This window comes from Pontibacillus sp. ABV4_188 (assembly GCF_056311905.1).
Genome location: NZ_CM149975.1, coordinates 3,166,882 through 3,185,062, shown reverse-complemented (window position 1 = coordinate 3,185,062; position 18,181 = coordinate 3,166,882). Strand labels below are relative to the sequence as shown.

Below are 18,181 nucleotides of genomic sequence, written 5' to 3'. Positions count from 1 at the left end.
CTTCAAAGTGTTATTCTGCTTCCTTTTACCATGATACGGGTATAATAAATTGAAATAATAGCGAAAGGCCAAGTAAAAAGCCAAAGATTGTATTGGTCTGAGCTGTATATTTCATAGCTGGCATCATTGCCAAAGGAGTTGAGTTTTTGGAGAATGTTTCAACAGCTCCTTTTGGTTTAGCTAAACTGATCAATACGATCAGAGACCATAAAGGAAGTAAGCCAATTGCAATATAAATCATTGTTAATCCGTAAGCTAACCCAAACAACGTGGCAAGGAAGCGAATAGCTCCTTTACGTCCGAAGAGTATGGCCAGTGTTTTACGTCCGTTCTCTTGATCTCCTTCTAGATCACGTATGTTGTTAGCAAGAAGAATTGCACCAATTAAAATGGCTACAGGAATAGAAATAAGAACAACTTGAGCTGTTACCATATTTGTTTGAATGTAGTAACTGATTCCTATGATAACTGTTCCCATAAAGAATCCAGAAACAAGCTCACCAAAAGGTGTGTAAGCTATTGGATAAGGGCCTCCTGTGTATAAATAGCCGCATAACATAGAAGCAATGCCAATTGCAGCAATCCACCAAGTCGTTAAGATACAGATATAAACACCTAAAATCATTGCTACACCAAAGAAGCTAAGCGCAAGTGCTAGAACCTTCTTGGGTGGTATGCCATCTCGAACAATAGCTCCGCCGATTCCAACAGATTGCTCTGTATCTAAACCACGCACATAGTCATAATACTCATTGAACATGTTTGTAGCTGCCTGGATGAGGATTGAAGCAATAAGCATAGCGAGACATAAACCTAAATGAAACGAACCATCAAGTCCTGCCAGCATTGTACCAATAAATACAGGCACAAAAGCCGCCGTTAACGTATGTGGTCGTAACAATCGCCACCAAACTTGCCAACCTTTCTGTTCATTCAAGGCTGTTTGTATATCTTTTTTGTTCATGCTTTGCATCTTTTTCTCTCCTTAATTATGACTATTTTATAATAGTCCTATTTCAGTTTAGGCAAACTGCATGACACTGTCAATACGGAAAGAGCCTTTAGAAGCTACTGTAAATGTGCTTATGAGGGATAGTAATGATTGTTGGTACTCCGTTGGATAATGGAGGGGTGAACAGTCGCCTGTGCTTTTCTGATGTCTAGCTCCGTCCTCACACGAGGTGGGGTCGTTCGATGTTGTCACAGGACGTGACGGTTTTAGTCGAACTTCCACTATTGCTGAACAGTCGCCTGCACTTTTCTTTTTACTTGAGGAAGTTGGGAAAAGAGAATAAAATAAAGATGGGATTTTATGATTTATAATGATTTTTCGATATAATAGTACTGTTGTGCCAAAATATATAGTAGCAAAGTCCCTGATGATTGGAGGGCATTCATTTGATTGAAACAACTTCGTTTTATCATGAAAAGCTTTATAAAGCTCTTTCAAATAGAAAGCATATAGACACGCCTCAGCTTATAAGTGTAACCACTAGGTTGGATTCGGTTGATTCTCTTGGTTTTTTCCAGGCTGGGAAAGTTTATCAGGGGGAACGGGTGTATTGGACAAGTGCTGATACGGTGTTCACTCTAGTGGGTGTTGGGTCGGCTTATACTTTTGAAGCCGAGCACAATCGATTCTTCTCTACTAGGCAAATGTGGAATGATGTTCTAGAAACTGCTATGGTTGACAACCCATATGAGGTTCCGGGCACGGGTCCTGTTGCTTTAGGTGGGTTTTCGTTTGACCCATTAAAGGAAGAGAATGGAACGTGGAGTGATTTTCCGAACAGTAAAGTCTTAATTCCGATGTATTTGTTGACTGAATGGGAAGAAGAGACCTATTTAACCATTAATATGATGATTCACCCAAACGATAACGAGGATGAACTATTTAATCATGTTACAGAAGAATATCAGAAATTACTGGCTGGATCGTTCACTTATGAAGGTGATGTGACGGTTACGAGTCAAGAAGAAGTGCGTCCTTTTGAATTTAAAGAAATTGTATCGAAAGCGACGGATCATATCAAAAGTAAACGATTAGGGAAGGTTGTTTTGGCCAGAGAGATGATTCTCTCATTTTCAGATGATCGTAAGGCTTCTTCTGTAATCCGCCAATTGAAAGAAGAGCAGACACAAAGTTATATATTTGCGTTTGAGAGCGGAGACTCTTGTTTTGTAGGAGCGACGCCTGAACGGCTTGTCAAAGTCGAAGACAATGAACTGTTATCAACGTGCTTGGCAGGGACGGTACCACGTGGCAGAACTCCAAAAGAAGATGAAGCGTTAGGCCAAGCGCTAATCAACGATGAGAAGAATTTGCAGGAGCACGACTTTGTCGTACAAATGATAAAAAAAGCTGTAACAGGTTGTTGTGAAAATGTTCACGTACCAGATTCACCTATTTTATACCCGCTTCGTAACTTGCAACACCTTTATACTCCCGTGAGTGGAACGCTTAAGAAGGGTGTGTCGTTACTAGAAGTCGTTGAGAAACTCCATCCTACTCCTGCTTTAGGTGGGTATCCAAGAGAGGACTCTCTTCAATTTATTAGAGATAATGAACCATTTCATAGAGGTTGGTATGCCTCACCGGTAGGCTGGTTTGACAGTTATCAAAATGGTGAATTTGCTGTTGCCATACGTTCGGCTTTATTAAAGAAAGATCAGGCCATTCTTTTCTCTGGGTGTGGAATTGTAGAAGACTCTGACCCTGAAGAAGAATACAAAGAAACCGCTGTTAAGTTCTTACCTATGATTCATGCTTTAGGAGGAAGAGAATGACACATACAGAAACCCTTACTAGATATGTGGCCAATTTTGTAGATGAGCTCGTCCAAACAGGATTAACCGATGTGGTTCTTTCTCCTGGATCGAGATCCACACCATTGTCCATGACCTTTGCAGAACATGAATCAGTGAACCATTGGATTCATGTAGATGAACGTTCGGCGGCTTATTTTGCGTTGGGTATAGCCAAAGAACAGCAAAAGCCGGTTGCGCTTGTATGTACATCTGGAACAGCAGCTGCTAATTATTATCCAGCTATTGTTGAAGCCTATTACAGCCGAGTTCCTTTATTGGTATTAACGGCTGATAGACCTCATGAACTTCGGAATGTAGGAGCTCCTCAGGCAATTGATCAGATTCATATGTTTGGTCAGTATGTAAAGTGGTTCGAGGAGCTGGCGCTACCTGAGAGTAGTGAACCGATGCTTCGGTACGTACGTAGCAAGGCTGCGAGAGCGTTCCACACATCACTTGACCATAACCCTGGTCCAGTCCATCTGAATCTTCCGTTTCGTTCCCCCTTGATTCCTGACTTCTCACTTGATCATCTATGGGGAGAAGGTTCTGAACGATCATTTCACCATGCTTATAAAGGGGAGAGAACCGTTCAGCCGGAGGTCATTGCGGAGATTAAATCAAGGGTAGATCAGCATCAAAAAGGCTTACTTGTATGTGGCCCACAAACGGATCAAGAATTACCGGCTGCGATCACGCAGCTTGCTCGATATTTACAGCTTCCGGTACTAGCCGACCCGCTATCTCAAGTTCGCTCTGGTCAACATGAGAAGGACCATGTAATTGAAAGCTATGATGCCATATTAAAAAGTCCAGAGGTTAGAGAGCAGTTTGTTCCTGATTTCATTATTCGCTTTGGAGCTATGCCTGTCTCGAAACCTTATTGGCTTATGCTCCAAGACCATCCTGAAATTGAGCAGTACGTTGTAGAATCTTACGAAGGCTTCCGGGAACCAAGTGGAAATGAAGCTTCTCTTATATTTGCTGATGGAAAACAATTCTGTGACACTTGGGTTAATCATTTGGAGTCATCGTTCTTTGATGTTGAATGGCTAAAGAAATGGCAAGAAGCCAATCAGCTTGCTAAAGCAACGCTAATTGAAGATGAAGAAGGGACCTTATCAGAAGGACATATCTTTACGGAGGTCTTAAGAAGTTTCCCTGAAGAAGGCTCTCTTTTTGTAGGGAACAGTATGCCCATTCGCGATTTAGATACGTTTATGTTGACCACACCTAAATCGATTCGAACACTAGCTAATCGAGGGGCTAATGGCATAGATGGAGTTGTTTCGAGTGCACTTGGAGCAGCGGCCTACGGGAAGAAAGTTACTCTTGTGTTGGGTGATTTATCTTTCTTTCATGATCTTAATGGTCTATTTGCAGCGAAACAATTTGGCTTAGATCTTCGAATTGTGGTGATTAACAACGAAGGGGGAGGCATTTTCTCTTTCTTACCTCAAGCTGAGCATAAGAAACATTTTGAGCCTTTGTTTGGAACGCCTCTATCTCTTGACTATAGTAAAGTTATTGAGATGTACGGAGGTCAGTACGAAGAAGTATCCTCATGGGAGCAATTCCGGGATTCTTTAGGCAAAACTTCTGAAGCTAAAGGGCTGTCTGTCATTGAAGTAAAAACAAACCGGGAAGAAAATGCTGCTTGGCATCGTCAAAAGTGGAAACAAATTGAACGTGCCTTATTAGAAAGGTGATGGTTGACGATGTATGTAAAGGTTCACGAACAAAATTATTGGGTAGATAGTATTGGAGAAGGGGAGCCTGTATTGCTATTGCATGGTTTTACAGGGTCTCACTCCACATGGGACGAACTAGTAAGTACCCATCAAACAGAAATGCAATGGATAAGAATAGATCTCCCAGGGCATGGAAAGACAGAGGTTACAGGAGAATTTACAATGGAGTCTGTCTGCAAGGATATTAGCGAACTTCTAGCACAGTTGTCCTTGTCATCTGCCCATGTAATAGGCTATTCTATGGGAGGAAGAACAGCTCTTTCATTTGCAATGGCCTACCCTGAAATGGTGAGAAGTTTAACGCTTGAAAGTGCAAGTCCCGGACTTCACTCCACACAAGATCAACTTGCTCGCCAAACGAAAGATGAAGGGTTAGCAGAAGCCTTAGAACAAGATGGTATCGAAGCTTTTGTGGACAAATGGGAGGAGCTCCCTTTGTTTGAAAGCCAGAAAGGTTTATCAGAAGATATCCAGAACAGAATACGTAAAGAGCGTTTGAGTCAGACCCCAAAAGGGTTAGCTGCTTCTTTACGTGGTATGGGTACAGGTGTACAACCTTCTTGGTGGGACCGCTTATCCACGTTTACAAAGCCCGTTCTGCTTGTTACGGGTGAATGGGATGAGAAGTTCACATCCATTGCGAAACAAATGGAAGATCACTTCTTGAATGCAAGTCATGAACACATACCACAAACTGGTCATGCAATTCATGTGGAACAAGCGCAAACTTTTGCTAAAATAGTATATGACTTCATCGTTTCAAGTGAAACTGAATGAGAGCGCTATAATTAAAAGGAGGAATTTACATATGTCAGCTGTAGAATGGATTAATGAACGTCATTATGATGACATCCTTTATCAAACTCATGATGGTATTGCTAAGATTACCATCAACCGACCTGAAGTACGAAACGCTTTTCGTCCTCACACGGTTAAAGAATTATTAGATGCGTTCTCTTACGCACGCGATGATTCTAAAATCGGTGTAATCGTTCTTGCTGGTGCAGGAGACGATGCATTCTGTGCTGGAGGAGACCAGAAAGTTCGCGGTCACGGCGGTTATGTAGGAGAGGACGAAGTACCGCGTCTTAATGTATTAGACTTACAACGTTTAATTCGCGTTATTCCAAAACCGGTTGTTGCAATGGTTTCTGGATATGCAATTGGGGGTGGCCACGTTCTTCACGTAGTATGTGACCTTACAATTGCTGCGGACAATGCAATCTTTGGACAAACTGGACCAAAAGTTGGAAGTTTCGATGCAGGGTACGGAGCTGGTTTATTAGCTCGTATGGTTGGTCATAAGAAAGCTCGCGAAATTTGGTACTTATGCCGCCAATATTCTGCTAAAGAAGCAGAAGATATGGGAATGGTAAATACGGTTGTGCCATTAGAGAAGCTTGAAGAAGAAACTGTACAGTGGTGTCAGGAAATGCTTGAGAAATCACCTACGGCTCTACGCTTCTTGAAAGCGTCCTTTAACGCTGATACAGATGGTCTTGCGGGTCTTCAACAAATGGGTGGCGACGCAACGCTTCTTTATTACACTACAGATGAAGCAAAAGAAGGTCGCGATGCGTTTAAAGAAAAACGCAAACCGAACTTCAAACAGTTCCCACGTTTCCCATAAACCGATTGTTGTTTAGAGGGTGCCTGTGAAGAGCTCCCCCTCCTAATGGGGGCTCCACAGGCATCCTTTTTTTATTAGCTACCTTAGCAGTAAGGGACCGTTATGTTTGATGAGTGGTTGGGCTTGCTTGGGGACAACTCGCTTTCCTGCGGGGAGCTGGGAAGCCTCCTCGTTCGCTTTGCTCTCTGTGGGGTCTTCCCTAGGCTCCTTATCCCGCGGGAGTCTCGCAGTCCCCAAGCAAGCCCTGGCGTTAAGGAGGCGAACGGACCCGCGCGAGATTAGGTGATCTTACCTATCCCCGGTATGTTCCCGTTCACTCAAATATGGAAAGGTGGGCCTGGAAACTGCGAGACTCCAGTGGGCAGAAGAGCCTAGGTGAGACCCCGGAGGCCGGCTTGCCGGCTGAGGGGGCTCACCAGCTCCCCACAGGAAAGCGAGTGGTTTCCAGGCCCACCTTACTCTCAACTAGAGCTAACGGGAACATTGTCGTAACAAACTTGTTATAGAAAATAACAACAAACATTGAGATAAAAGTTGATCTTTGTGAGGATCTTCATAATTTTTGGTGATGTTAATAGTGGAAAGGGTGAGCGATGTGAGCGAACAAACAATGCCGAATTGGCTACAACAACGAGCTTTTTTAACACCTGAGCGTATAGCTCTTGTCACGGAGGATGAGACCGTGACATTCTCCGAACTTCAACAACGGACAAAAGAGATGGCATCTCGCTTATCTTCCCTTGGAGTTCAAAGGGGGGAGCATATTGCTGTTTATGCTAAGAGTTCTGTTGAGATGGTCCAGATGATCCATGCTCTTTCCTACTTGGGTGCTGTTGGGGTAATGCTGAACACGCGGTTAACGACTGAAGAGCTTGTTTTTCAAGTAACCGACGCCAGTTGTGCTTTCATTATAGGAGAAGAATCATACAAGGACACCTTAAAAGAAATAGGTAAGGAAACAGAAATTCGATCTTTATCATTTGAAGAGTTGAAAGATTATGAGGCTGCTTCCGTTTCAATGCTTGAAGAGGTTATGATGGACGCTCCTTATACGATCCTTTATACATCTGGGACTACAGGTTCTCCAAAAGGAGTGATGCTTTCTTACAGCAACCATTGGTGGAGTGCAGTTAGTTCGGCTTTAAATCTTGGTATTACAGAAAAAGACCAATGGTTGGCTGCTCTTCCTCTCTTCCATGTGGGTGGTTTATCGATCCTTATGAAAAGCGTGATCTATGGCATGCCGGTCCATCTTCACACTTCTTTTGATACTGAAGCGGTCCATGATGCCATCATGAATAAAGGTGTTACAACGGTTTCTGTGGTATCCGTCATGCTTGATAATCTTTTAGATCAACTTGGTTCAGACCGCTATCCCACTAATTTTAGAGGCATGTTGTTAGGGGGCGGTCCTGCATCAGAAGCGTTACTACATAAAGCGAAGAAAAAGTCAGTCCCAGTTTTCCAAACGTATGGCATGACCGAAACAGCTTCTCAAATTGTTACGCTTAGTCCTGATTACGCCCTAGACAAGATTGGATCGGCTGGGAAACCTTTATTCCCTGCACAACTTTCAATCGAATTAGATGGTAAACCAACACATGCCCGTGAAGTAGGAGAAATTGTGGTGAAAGGTCCTATGGTAACGACAGGGTACTACAGAAGGCCTGAAACAAATGAAGAAACAATCCAACAGGGATGGCTTCGTACTGGTGATCTTGGCTATAAAGATGAGGATGGCTTTTTGTATGTTGTTGATCGCCGGAAGGATTTGATTATATCAGGTGGAGAGAATATCTACCCTGCTGAAATTGAAGGGGTACTGAGCGAACTTCCCCAAGTGAAAGAACTCGGTGTCGTTGGGAAAGAAGACGAGAAATGGGGGAGTGTACCCGTAGCCTTTATTGTAGTAAGACAAGGAATGACGCTTACTAGGGAAGATATATTAGCCTTCTCGAAAGAACGGTTAGCTTCATATAAACAGCCGAAAGAGATTTATTTTGTTGATCACTTGCCCCGGAATGCGACAAACAAGCTTCTTCGCAGAGAGCTTGCAAATTGGCTAAAACAGAGGAGAAATGTCCAATGAATCTGACTTCTGTGAAGCTACATCGATATAAGATGGATCTTGTTACACCCTTTACGACACATGCAGGTACGGTTGATCAGAGAGAGGGAATCCTTGTAGAAGCGATTGATTCAAATGGAGGGATCGGTTGGGGCGAAGGGGTAGCTTTTTCTGCCCCCTTTTATACACCTGAAACGGTGGATACATCTTGGCTTATGATGAAAGATCATTTTCTACCTATGATTAAAGGGAGCGTAATTCACCATCCCTCTGATTTACCTAAGATACTAGAGAACGAACAAGGACACCAAATGACGAAAGCGGCTCTTGAAGGAGCTTTATGGGATTTGTATGCGAAACAACAGAGTCAATCCTTGTCTTCCCTTATTGGGGGAGTACAGTCTGCTATCCCTGTCGGTGTTGTCGTAAGTTTATCTGAGAATCTTAATGACCTTGTTCCTTATTATGAAAATCAAGGGTACAAACGTATAAAAGTTAAGGTTCGAAAAGGGTTTGAAAGAGAGGATATAGAAGCGGTTAAACGTCTATCAACTGACATCTCTATTATGTTTGATGGAAATGGAGTTTATGGTGAGAAGGATTTGGATCATCTTGCATCATTAGATGACCTAGGCCTTCTGATGATTGAACAACCGTTTAAAGCTGGTGATTTCTATTTGCATAGAGAACTACAAAGACGCATGGACACACCCATATGCCTTGATGAAAGTATTAGTAGCTATCATGATGCGTATCAGGCAATTCAGTTAGGAAGCTGTAAGACCATGAATATCAAAATTAGCCGTGTAGGTGGATTAACTGAAGCGCTACGTATTAACGACTTATGTAAAGCTTCTGGGGTGAGTGTGTGGTGTGGGGGGATGCTTGAAACTGGCATATCAAGGGCGCACAATATTGCCTTTGCCTCCCTTCCAAATATGATGATTCCTGGCGATATATCGGCTTCCAAGCGTTATTGGCATGAAGACGTGATTATTCCAGAAGTTGAATTGCAAGACGGACAAGTGGAGGTACCGTGGCATATAGCGGGTATTGGATTTGAGATCAATCGAGAACGAGTGAGTAGGGTGACACAAGAAACGTTCACCTTTCCTTTATAAGAGCATCCAGCATATTGGGGGCTCTTTTTTTTTTTCTTAGTAGCTCTGATCTAGTTCTAAAGATATAATCTGTAAGCGGTTGATATATGTAATGTCATGAGTAAAAATAATCATTCCTATAGATTTACGTTTATGTTTCTTAGTAAACGGCTATTTCTTCACTATCTGATCGTATTGGAGGCTATAAGAAATGAATCGTTTTACTATTCCAAGAGATATTTATTTCGGAGAAAATGCGTTAGAGACATTAGAATCCTTAGAAGGTAAGAAAGCCGTTCTTGTCATTGGCGGCGGGTCCGTTAAGGAGAATGGAAATTTAGATAAAATACAAAGCCACTTAGCGAAAGCTAATATAGAAACTAAAGTAATTGAAGGCATTACTGAAGAGCCATCTACTCAGCTGGTTCAGGATCATCTGGGAACTTTAAATGAATATGAACCTGATTGGATTATTGGCATTGGTGGAGGCTCTCCGATGGATGCAGCCAAAGCAATGTGGATCTTCTATGAACGTCCAAACCTTTCATTCGAAGATGCTATGCAGCCATTTAACCTGCCTGGTCTTCGTACGAAGGCTAAATTCATTGGAATCCCTACCACAAGTGGTACAGCTTCTGAGATCTCAAACTTATCCGTTATTACGGATTCAGAAACAGGTGTGAAGCACCCTCTTGCTGATTTCGAACTTACGCCAGACTTAGCAGTAATTGATCCAGTCATGGTAGAATCTATGCCGCAAAAAGTTATCGCTTATAGTGGTATGGATGCTGTAACACACAGTATTGAAGCCTATGTGGCTAAACCACGTACGACGTTTACAGATTCTCTATCAATTGAGGCTCTAGAAACTCTAGATGAGCATTTGCTTAGTTCCTATAAAGGGAATCAAGAATCTAGAGAGAAAGTTCACTATGCTCAAGCGATGGCTGGTATGGCATTTGCAAATGCGGTACTTGGTAACGTTCACAGCATGGCCCATAAGAGTGGTCCAACGTTTGAAGTTCCACATGGCTGTGCGAACGGTATTTATCTTCCGTATGTAATTCAATTTAATCGCAGCGTAGTTGGAGATCGCTTTGCTAAAATGGCTAAACGCTTAGAATTAAAAGGCGACACAGAAGAGCAATTAGTAGATTCTCTGATCGAATGGGTTCGTGAGTTCAATCGTGAAATGGGTGTGCCAAATACCCTTAAAGAGTTTGGCGTATCAGAAGACTTGTTCAAGGAGCACGTTGACCAAATGGCCAAGAATGCAATGGATGATCCTTGCACAGGTACAAACCCGCGTGAAACTTCCGAAGAGGAAATGAAAAAGCTATTTGAGGCAGCATATTATGGTCAAGAGGTAACGTTCTAAATAAATAAAATAAAGCCACCGTCTTTTAAAGACGGTGGCTTTTTTGCGTGGGTTTGTGATGTCTTAAAGGGGAGTTCTGTATTGAATAATAAATGTAAAGACTTTGCATAAACAAGTATAAATTTGGAAAAGGTAAACCCCGAGACTATGAAAAAGGAGACGATAAAATGAAGAGAATCTATTGGATGATTTCAAGTTTAGTGCTAGCTTTTAGTATGCTAATCACGCCTGTTATTCAACAAGTTTCGGCGGAACAGAACACAGAACCAGATACATCTGTACAAGAAGGGATAGACAAGGTGATAGCAGAGATTGACATGTTACAAGAAGCTATCCAAGGTAACGGGGAACTTATTAAGGTCAATGAAGCAGGTAAAAAGATAGATGAAGCATGGGATTTAATCGAAGAGCAAGTTGAAGAAAAGAACCCAGAAGCTTATAAAAATATTGAAGAGAGTCTTTATCCTTTAATAGGAGAAGCTCAGCGCCCATCCCCGGACATGAAAAAAATCCAAAAATTAATTCCTGAGACTACTGAAAAGTTAAAAGAGTATCAGAAAACACTTCAGTAATAAAAAAGGATCACCCTTACAGGTGATCCTTTTGCTTTTTAAATTAGGCAGCTTTCTCTACAGAAGAGAGGCGCTTTTTCCTCATAGCTACTATAAAGTAACTGATGGTTATAATTACTGATCCGAGTAAGAAGATGGCTAAAATACTGCTATCTTGCCACATTAGGTTATAATCACCTTCAGATATTACAGCTTTAAAACCTTCAACAGAATACGTCATAGGTAAGATTGGGTTAAACATTTGTAAGGGTTCTGGAATCAGTTCTAATGGGAATGTTCCAGCACTTGTTGTTAACTGCATGATTAGGATTAAAATAGCTATAAATCGTCCTGGGTCTCCAAGTGTGGTAACAAGGAACTGAATCATTGCCATAAAGGTAAGGCTCGTAAGAATACTAAAAAGATAGAAGTAAGGAACGCTTGCTACTTCAAGCCCCAATCCATACAGGATGACACTAGCTGCGACAACAGCTTGGATCAACCCCGCGGTCACCAGAACTCCGAATTTAGCAAAGAACCAGCTGAATGCATTTCGTGGCGCGGCTGATGGTTCTTTCACGGGATAAACAATGGTAATAATTAAAGCTCCAACAAATAAACCAAGAGATAAGAAATAAGGAGTGAATCCAGTCCCGTAGTTAGGGACTTCATTTACACTATTTTTATCCAGACCAACCGGTTTAGCGAGCATTTCTTCTGTTTTCATGCTGGTTTGTACGTCTTGTGCTTTTGAGCTTGCTTCAGAAAGGTTGTTCTCAAATTCACTTGTTCCACTCGTTAATTCATTGGTACCGCTTGAGAGATCGTTCGCGCCCTTGGCTAATCTTTGAGATCCATCTGCTAATTGAGAAGACCCATTAAAGAGTTCATTAGCCCCTTGATTGACCTCGTTAGCCCCAGTTGCTAATTCAGAGGCGCCGGCGTTTGCATTAGCTAATTTATCGTTGAATGTTTGGATACCAGCGACAAGTTTCTCTTCACCTTCTACTAGATCAGAAGCACCGTTATACAAATCTGTCTGACCAGCTGATAGAGCTGTAGCTCCTTGTTTTAACTTAGTGTGAGCTTCTGAAAGGGAAGCCACTTGGTTTGGTAGAGCAGTTGTTTTGTCTACGATTTCTTGGGAACCAGATGCTAATTGTCCTGTAGCCCCTGCGAGTTGTTGTGCTCCTTGATTTAGCTGTTCAAGCTGAGCTAAAATCTTTTCTTGTTCTTCTTTTGGCATTTGGTCAATAACAGGTGCCAATCTTTCTTTCAATCCAGCCATTTTATTTTGAAGGGTTGCAGCAGATTGGTCTGCTTGTTGTGCACCAGTATTAAGAGTTTGTAAAGAAGCGGTAAGGTCTTTAGTAGATTGCTCTAGTCCACCAGATTGTTGAACAAGCTGATCTAGTCCTTCTTCAAGTTGAACAGCGCCATCTTTCGATTGGGAGAGTCCGTCTCGTAACTGAACAGCCCCACTTTTAGACGCATTGGCTCCATTTATGATTTCACCGTATCCATCCTGGAGAGCAGTTAGGCCTTGATTGAGATCTGTTGCTCCCGTTGCTACTTGAGCAGTGCCCTGACGTAATTCTTTTGTTCCATCAGTGAACTGGAGCTGTTTATCGGTAAACGTTTTGAGTTTATCTTTTAATTCTTTTGCTCCTGAATCAAGATCTTTTGCTCCGTTGTTTAATTCACCTGCTTTTGAACTGGCATCAGCTAGGCCGGTCTTTAATTCATTAAACTGAGCAAACATAGCATTTGCATATGTCTCGGACATTTCGTCGGCTAACTTACCTTTCATTTGTTCCGTTGCTGATTCACCAATTTGTGCAGAAAGGAAATTAAATCCTTCGTTCGGGACATATTTTAACTGAAGTTTCTCAGGATTCTCGTCTAAGATGGTTGTAGCAGAAGAGGAGAAATTCTTTGGGATTTCAACAAGCATGTAGTATTCATGGTTCTTTAGCCCGTCATACCCCTCTTTCTTTGATACAACATCATATTTAAAATCTCCACTGTCCTCTAAATTGTTAACAAATTCTTTTCCTACCGTAAGAGGTTCATCGTTAAATTCTGCCCCTTCATCTGAGTTGACAATAGCGACCGGGAGTTGATCCATGCTTCCATAGGGATTCCAAAAGGCCCATAAGAACATACCACTATAAATGAGCGGGATCATTAAGACCGCTATAAATGGAATGAGTATTTTTTTATTGCTACCAATATGCTTTAGCTCAGATAGCCATAGTCTAAAACCATTCATTTAAATTCCTCCTAAATAATAAATGACTAAATCGTTCATTTGGTCATATCGTGGCAAAAAAGAAAAGGATCATCAAGATGGTGATAACCCTTTAAACACGTATTCATCAAATAAGTGCATAATCTCTTCTTTTTCAAGTGGTTGATGACGCTCTTCCCAGTCAATAATAAATGCTGTGTAGAGCTTGAACATCATAAAGGCTGTCATTTCTGGATGGCAAGGACGTATATCGCCACGCTCTATGGCTTGCTCAATCTTTTCCCTAAGGTAAGCTGTAATTAAGCCCTCTACATTTGCCAGTGCCTCTTGAACGGCAGCGGTGCCCATTTCCTTTGCCTCTTGTACCATTTGGATTGTAAGCTGATGACTACGTCGGTACTGAAGGAGCTCGTATAAAGCTAGATGAACGTTTTCCTTTAGAGGCTTCTGATCATCAATAACCGATTCAGCTTGCGTTTTCATCTCTAACAAAAGGTTGGATATGATTTCTTGGAAGAGTTGCTCTTTGTTTTTGAAGAAGTTATAAATTGTTCCCTTCCCTACATTGGCTGCTTTAGCTACGTGATCCATAGTCGTTGCCTTGTATCCAAATGTAGCGAACGATTGATTTGCCGCTTTTATGATTTGTTGTTTTCTTTCATTGGACATAAATTCATCACCTGACCATTTGAACGATTTAGTCATTTTGTCTAAATTAAATTATACACTCCTTAGTTTATCATGCAAGTCTTTTTTTTGTTGACTCAAGTGAATAGGTAATATAGTGGGGGAGTGAGCAAGTCGTTAGGCACACGAAAGAAATCTTGTTACACTGTCTCATACTGGGTAAGGGAAATATTCTTACCATCATCATACTTTAAAGAAAGAAGATGAAATAATGAGCGAACAAAATCAAATGAGTCGGTTGCAGTCTATTCCATTTTCCGTATTGGATTTAGCGCCAATACGTGAGGACGGAGGACCAGCTGATTCTTTCAAAAGAACTGTAGATTTAGCTCAGCATACTGAAAGCTTAGGATACAATCGTTACTGGCTTGCTGAACACCATAATATGCCGTTTATTGCTAGCTCTGCGACTTCTGTTTTAATTGGCCATGTAGCTTCTCAAACATCTAGAATTAAGCTGGGTTCAGGGGGAGTGATGCTTCCAAACCACGCCCCTCTTGTTATTGCCGAACAGTTTGGGACACTTGAGTCTTTATTCCCTGGGCGGATTGATCTAGGGTTAGGACGAGCTCCAGGTACAGACCAGTTAACTGCTCATGCTTTACGACGTGGTGGTCAAAGCGGTCCTCATGATTTTCCGGATCAATTAGAAGAGCTTCGAAGTTACTTTGATCCTTCTCGTGGTCCAGCTAATCCTCACGTCCGTGCTTATCCTGGTGAAGGATTGGATATTCCAATTTGGTTACTTGGTTCAAGTGGCTATAGTGCACAACTAGCAGGGGAAGAAGGTTTGCCATTCGCTTTTGCGAGTCACTTTTCTCCTCAAGACACAGTGCCAGCTTTAGATTTATATAGACGGACATTCAAGCCATCAAGTGCTTTAGAGAAACCACATGCTATGGTTGGAGTAAATGTAATTGCTGCTGAAACGGATGAAGAAGCAGAAAGATTAGCTACAACACTTCAACAGCAATTCTTAAACCTAATACGTAAGAATGAATCTCCATTACCTCCGCCTGTTGATTCAATGGAAGGGATATGGACGGAGTGGGAGAAACAAGCGTTAAAGCAACAACTAGGTTCTTCCATTATAGGAAGTAAGGAAACTGTAAAACATCAACTCGATTCATTTATCGAAAAGACTAGTGCCGATGAAGTCATGGTTATTTCCCAGATTTACGACCACGAAGCTCGTCGTCGTTCTTATGAAATTGTAGCTGAACTGTTTAAAGGAGAATAAGGGTAAAAGAGCAGACATCGTCTGCTCTTTTTTAATGTAGTAAAGGGATGAAGGGTGCCAGGCACCCTTCATCCCTTTACTACGGTGAAATATAATTTTTTGTGATTGATCTATTGGAATTGAGAAATTTGGGCAAAGTAATCTAGAGTACATTTAAAGGAGGAAGTATGAATGCTTGAAGGAAAATCTGCTCTTATTACTGGCTCTGGTCAGGGAATCGGCTTTGAAATTGCGACTGAGTTTGCAAAAGCTGGTGCAAAGGTTATGTTAAATGATATCAATGAAGAAACACTTAATAAATCTGTAGAGGAATTGAGATCTCAAGGCCATACTGTTGAAGGCGTAGTGGCGAATGTAGCTAAAGAAGAAGATGTTAAGAACGCCATTGAAAAAACCGTGGAAAAGTTTGGTTCTATTGATATCCTAGTAAACAATGCTGGAATTCAACATGTAGCTCCAGTTGAGGAATTCCCAAGTGAAAAGTTTGAATTAATTTTAGACATTATGTTGAAGGGGCCTTTCTTCGGAATTAAATACGCGTTCCCTCATATGAAAGAACAAGGGTATGGTCGCATACTAAATATGGCTTCCATTAATGGATTAATTGGATTTGCAGGTAAGGCCGGATATAATAGCGCCAAACATGGTGTAATTGGACTCACAAAAGTTACGGCTTTAGAAGGCGCAGATCACGGCATTACGGTCAATGCCATTTGCCCAGGCTATGTGGACACACCACTTGTTCAAAATCAGTTAGAAGACCTAGCAAAGACTAGAAACATTGATAAAGAAAAAGCATTAGAAGAAGTTATCTACCCTCTTGTACCGCAGAAACGTTTACTTCAAGTACAAGAAATTGCAGATTACTCTATTTTCTTAGTGAGCGACAAAGCAAAAAGTATCACCGGCCAAGCTGCTGTTATTGATGGCGGTTACACGGTTCAATAAAACGTTAATACTTATGCCCTTAGAGTATATAAGCTCTTAGGGCATTATTTATTTCTGAATATATCCATATAATCCCGCAAATGTGGAAGGGGCCGTGACGCTTATGAGTGCTTGGGCTTGCTCGGGGACAACTCGCTTTCCTGCGGGGAGCTGGGAAGCCTCCTCATTCGCTACGCTCACTGCGGGGTCTTCCCTAGGCTCCTTTTCCCGCGGAAGTCTCGCAGTCCCCCGCAGGAAAGCGAGTGGTTTCCAGGCCCACCTTAAACTCAATTAAAGCAAACGGAAACATTCTATCAGCATCGAATAACCAAGATTATTGTCCTTTTGGAGCAGATGGTTATCATTAAATCCAAACATCACTATTAGTGAATGCAAAAAAACAAGAGCTTGGGGTACAAGCTCTTGTTTATACTTAGTGATTAATTAATTCCCATCATGGCTAGGAATATAATCGCAATTGTTGCGATCATTGGGATGAGGAGTCCCACGACGAAGACGTCTTTATAAGAATCTTTGTGTGTTAAACCTGTAACCGTAAATAAGGTGAGAAGTGCTCCGTTATGTGGCAAGATTGATGCTCCTGAGGCTACAGAGGTAATACGGTGGAAAGCTTCTAGGCTTAGTCCTTGTTCTACCGCTATGTCATAATACTCTTCACCAAGAGCTTCAAGAGCTATTCCCATACCACCAGAGGCGGAACCTGTGATCATAGCGAGCAATTGCACCGCAAATGCTTCAGAGAAGTATGGACTTAAAGGGATATCAAAGATTAATTCTTTTACTGTTTCAAATCCAGGAGAAGCAGTAACGACAGATCCAAATCCAACAGCGGCACTTGTATTAATAGTAGCCATTACGGATCCAGATGCTCCCCCATTTATAGCAGGAATGAAGTCTTTGTAATCTTTAAAATTAAAGAGCATGATAAGGATAATCCCGAATAATAGAGCTACTAAAATGCTGAGGTCTTTAAAAACATTTAATGTGATAACAACTGCAATAAGGGGGATGACAGATAAAATCCAATTTGGAAGTTCATCTTCATTAATTTCTTTTACCTCATTATTGCCTTCAGGTTCTGTGAATTTATCGTCTTTAGCATCAAGTTGCTTCTGACGAAATTTTAAGTACGCATAGCCACCTATAGCCATAATTAATCCGGCAACAATCCCTAAAATGGGAGCTGCCATTGTATCTGTTTCAAACGTTTTAATAGGAATGATATTTTGAATTTGTGGAGTTCCAGGTATGGCCGTCATCGTAAACGTGAAAGCCCCTAACACAAAGGTAGAAGGGATCAACTTACGGGAAACGTTAGCTTCCCTAAACATGGCAACAGCTAATGGATAAACAGCAAATACAACAACGAACAAGCTTACTCCACCGTATGTCAAGATAGCTGCTGAAAGAAGCATTCCTAATATGGCGCGTTTTTGTCCGATTACGCTTGAGATTTTATACGCAACAGATTGAGCTGCTCCTGTATCTTCCATAAGTTTCCCGAAGATCGCACCGAACAAGAAAATAGGGAAGTAGTCCTTTGCAAACCCTACAAACCCTTCCATGTATGTTCCTGTGTAGGCATCGAGTATGTTCATCCCGCTTAAGAGGGCTACGATTCCTGACACAAGAGGGGCGATCCATATAATTGACCAGCCTAAATATGCTAGAGCCATTAAGAGGATAAGACCAATAATAATACTGAGCATAGTAAACCTCCTGATGTTTAAGTTATCTGTTTTACTATGTCCCATTCATTTGCATTTTAT

At 41.6% G+C, this 18,181-nt stretch carries 14 protein-coding genes; 10 read left to right on the top strand and 4 right to left on the bottom strand.

Features of this window, described 5'->3' with window-relative positions; all coding sequences use genetic code 11:
* Positions 1–25: 25 nt before the first annotated feature.
* A complete protein-coding gene (locus tag ACYX4O_RS16290) occupies positions 26–973 on the bottom strand; it encodes a 1,4-dihydroxy-2-naphthoate polyprenyltransferase (RefSeq protein ID WP_476352262.1) in 948 nt (315 codons plus the stop codon).
* 425 nt (positions 974–1,398) lie between these two features.
* Here ACYX4O_RS16290 and ACYX4O_RS16285 point away from each other — a divergent pair, with 425 nt between their 5' ends.
* The 8 genes from ACYX4O_RS16285 to ACYX4O_RS16250 all read left to right on the top strand — a co-directional run bounded on the left by ACYX4O_RS16285 (position 1,399) and on the right by ACYX4O_RS16250 (position 11,307).
* Positions 1,399–2,787 (top strand): isochorismate synthase, encoded by a 1,389-nt coding sequence (locus ACYX4O_RS16285; RefSeq protein ID WP_476352260.1) that lies wholly within the window; start codon positions 1,399–1,401, stop codon positions 2,785–2,787.
* Positions 2,784–4,517 carry a 2-succinyl-5-enolpyruvyl-6-hydroxy-3-cyclohexene-1-carboxylic-acid synthase gene (gene menD, locus ACYX4O_RS16280; protein WP_476352259.1) on the top strand — a complete coding sequence of 578 codons (1,734 nt, stop codon included), beginning with the start codon at positions 2,784–2,786 and terminating at the stop codon, positions 4,515–4,517. The genes ACYX4O_RS16285 and menD overlap by 4 nt, the downstream gene beginning before the upstream one ends.
* A 9-nt stretch (positions 4,518–4,526) precedes the next feature.
* On the top strand, positions 4,527–5,336 hold the full coding sequence (gene menH, locus ACYX4O_RS16275) for a 2-succinyl-6-hydroxy-2,4-cyclohexadiene-1-carboxylate synthase (RefSeq protein ID WP_476352257.1): 810 nt from the start codon (positions 4,527–4,529) through the stop codon (positions 5,334–5,336).
* A 31-nt stretch (positions 5,337–5,367) separates the two neighbouring features.
* Positions 5,368–6,189 (top strand): 1,4-dihydroxy-2-naphthoyl-CoA synthase, encoded by an 822-nt coding sequence (menB, locus tag ACYX4O_RS16270; RefSeq protein WP_476352255.1) that lies wholly within the window; start codon positions 5,368–5,370, stop codon positions 6,187–6,189.
* Between the two features lie 610 nt (positions 6,190–6,799).
* Positions 6,800–8,278, top strand: coding sequence for an o-succinylbenzoate--CoA ligase (locus ACYX4O_RS16265; RefSeq protein ID WP_476357177.1), 1,479 nt, complete (start codon positions 6,800–6,802; stop codon positions 8,276–8,278).
* Entirely contained in the window at positions 8,275–9,378 is a 1,104-nt protein-coding gene (gene menC, locus ACYX4O_RS16260; RefSeq protein ID WP_476352253.1) for an o-succinylbenzoate synthase, read from the top strand. The genes ACYX4O_RS16265 and menC overlap by 4 nt, the downstream gene beginning before the upstream one ends.
* Positions 9,379–9,568: 190 nt before the next feature.
* The gene (locus ACYX4O_RS16255; protein ID WP_476352251.1) at positions 9,569–10,735 is read left to right on the top strand and encodes an iron-containing alcohol dehydrogenase; all 1,167 of its coding nucleotides are present in this window, start codon (positions 9,569–9,571) and stop codon (positions 10,733–10,735) included.
* Between the two features lie 167 nt (positions 10,736–10,902).
* Entirely contained in the window at positions 10,903–11,307 is a 405-nt protein-coding gene (locus ACYX4O_RS16250; RefSeq protein ID WP_476352249.1) for a hypothetical protein, read from the top strand.
* Positions 11,308–11,350: 43 nt separating this feature from the next.
* Here the strand turns inward: ACYX4O_RS16250 and ACYX4O_RS16245 are convergent, their stop codons facing one another.
* A complete protein-coding gene (locus tag ACYX4O_RS16245) occupies positions 11,351–13,558 on the bottom strand; it encodes a YhgE/Pip family protein (RefSeq protein ID WP_476352247.1) in 2,208 nt (735 codons plus the stop codon).
* 72 nt (positions 13,559–13,630) lie between these two features.
* Entirely contained in the window at positions 13,631–14,206 is a 576-nt protein-coding gene (locus ACYX4O_RS16240) for a TetR/AcrR family transcriptional regulator (protein WP_188651870.1), read from the bottom strand.
* Between the two features lie 229 nt (positions 14,207–14,435).
* Between ACYX4O_RS16240 and ACYX4O_RS16235 the strand changes: the two genes are divergently transcribed.
* Together ACYX4O_RS16235 and ACYX4O_RS16230 are read left to right on the top strand one after the other, a co-directional pair.
* Complete coding sequence (locus tag ACYX4O_RS16235; RefSeq protein WP_476352245.1) at positions 14,436–15,464, top strand: LLM class flavin-dependent oxidoreductase; 1,029 nt, start codon at positions 14,436–14,438, stop codon at positions 15,462–15,464.
* A 171-nt stretch (positions 15,465–15,635) separates the two neighbouring features.
* The gene (locus ACYX4O_RS16230; RefSeq protein ID WP_476352243.1) at positions 15,636–16,412 is read left to right on the top strand and encodes a 3-hydroxybutyrate dehydrogenase; all 777 of its coding nucleotides are present in this window, start codon (positions 15,636–15,638) and stop codon (positions 16,410–16,412) included.
* Positions 16,413–16,831: 419 nt separating this feature from the next.
* On the opposite strand, the gene ACYX4O_RS16225 is transcribed toward ACYX4O_RS16230, so the two are convergent.
* Positions 16,832–18,121 carry a GntP family permease gene (locus ACYX4O_RS16225; RefSeq protein ID WP_476352241.1) on the bottom strand — a complete coding sequence of 430 codons (1,290 nt, stop codon included), beginning with the start codon at positions 18,119–18,121 and terminating at the stop codon, positions 16,832–16,834.
* Between the last annotated feature and the right edge of the window lie 60 nt (positions 18,122–18,181).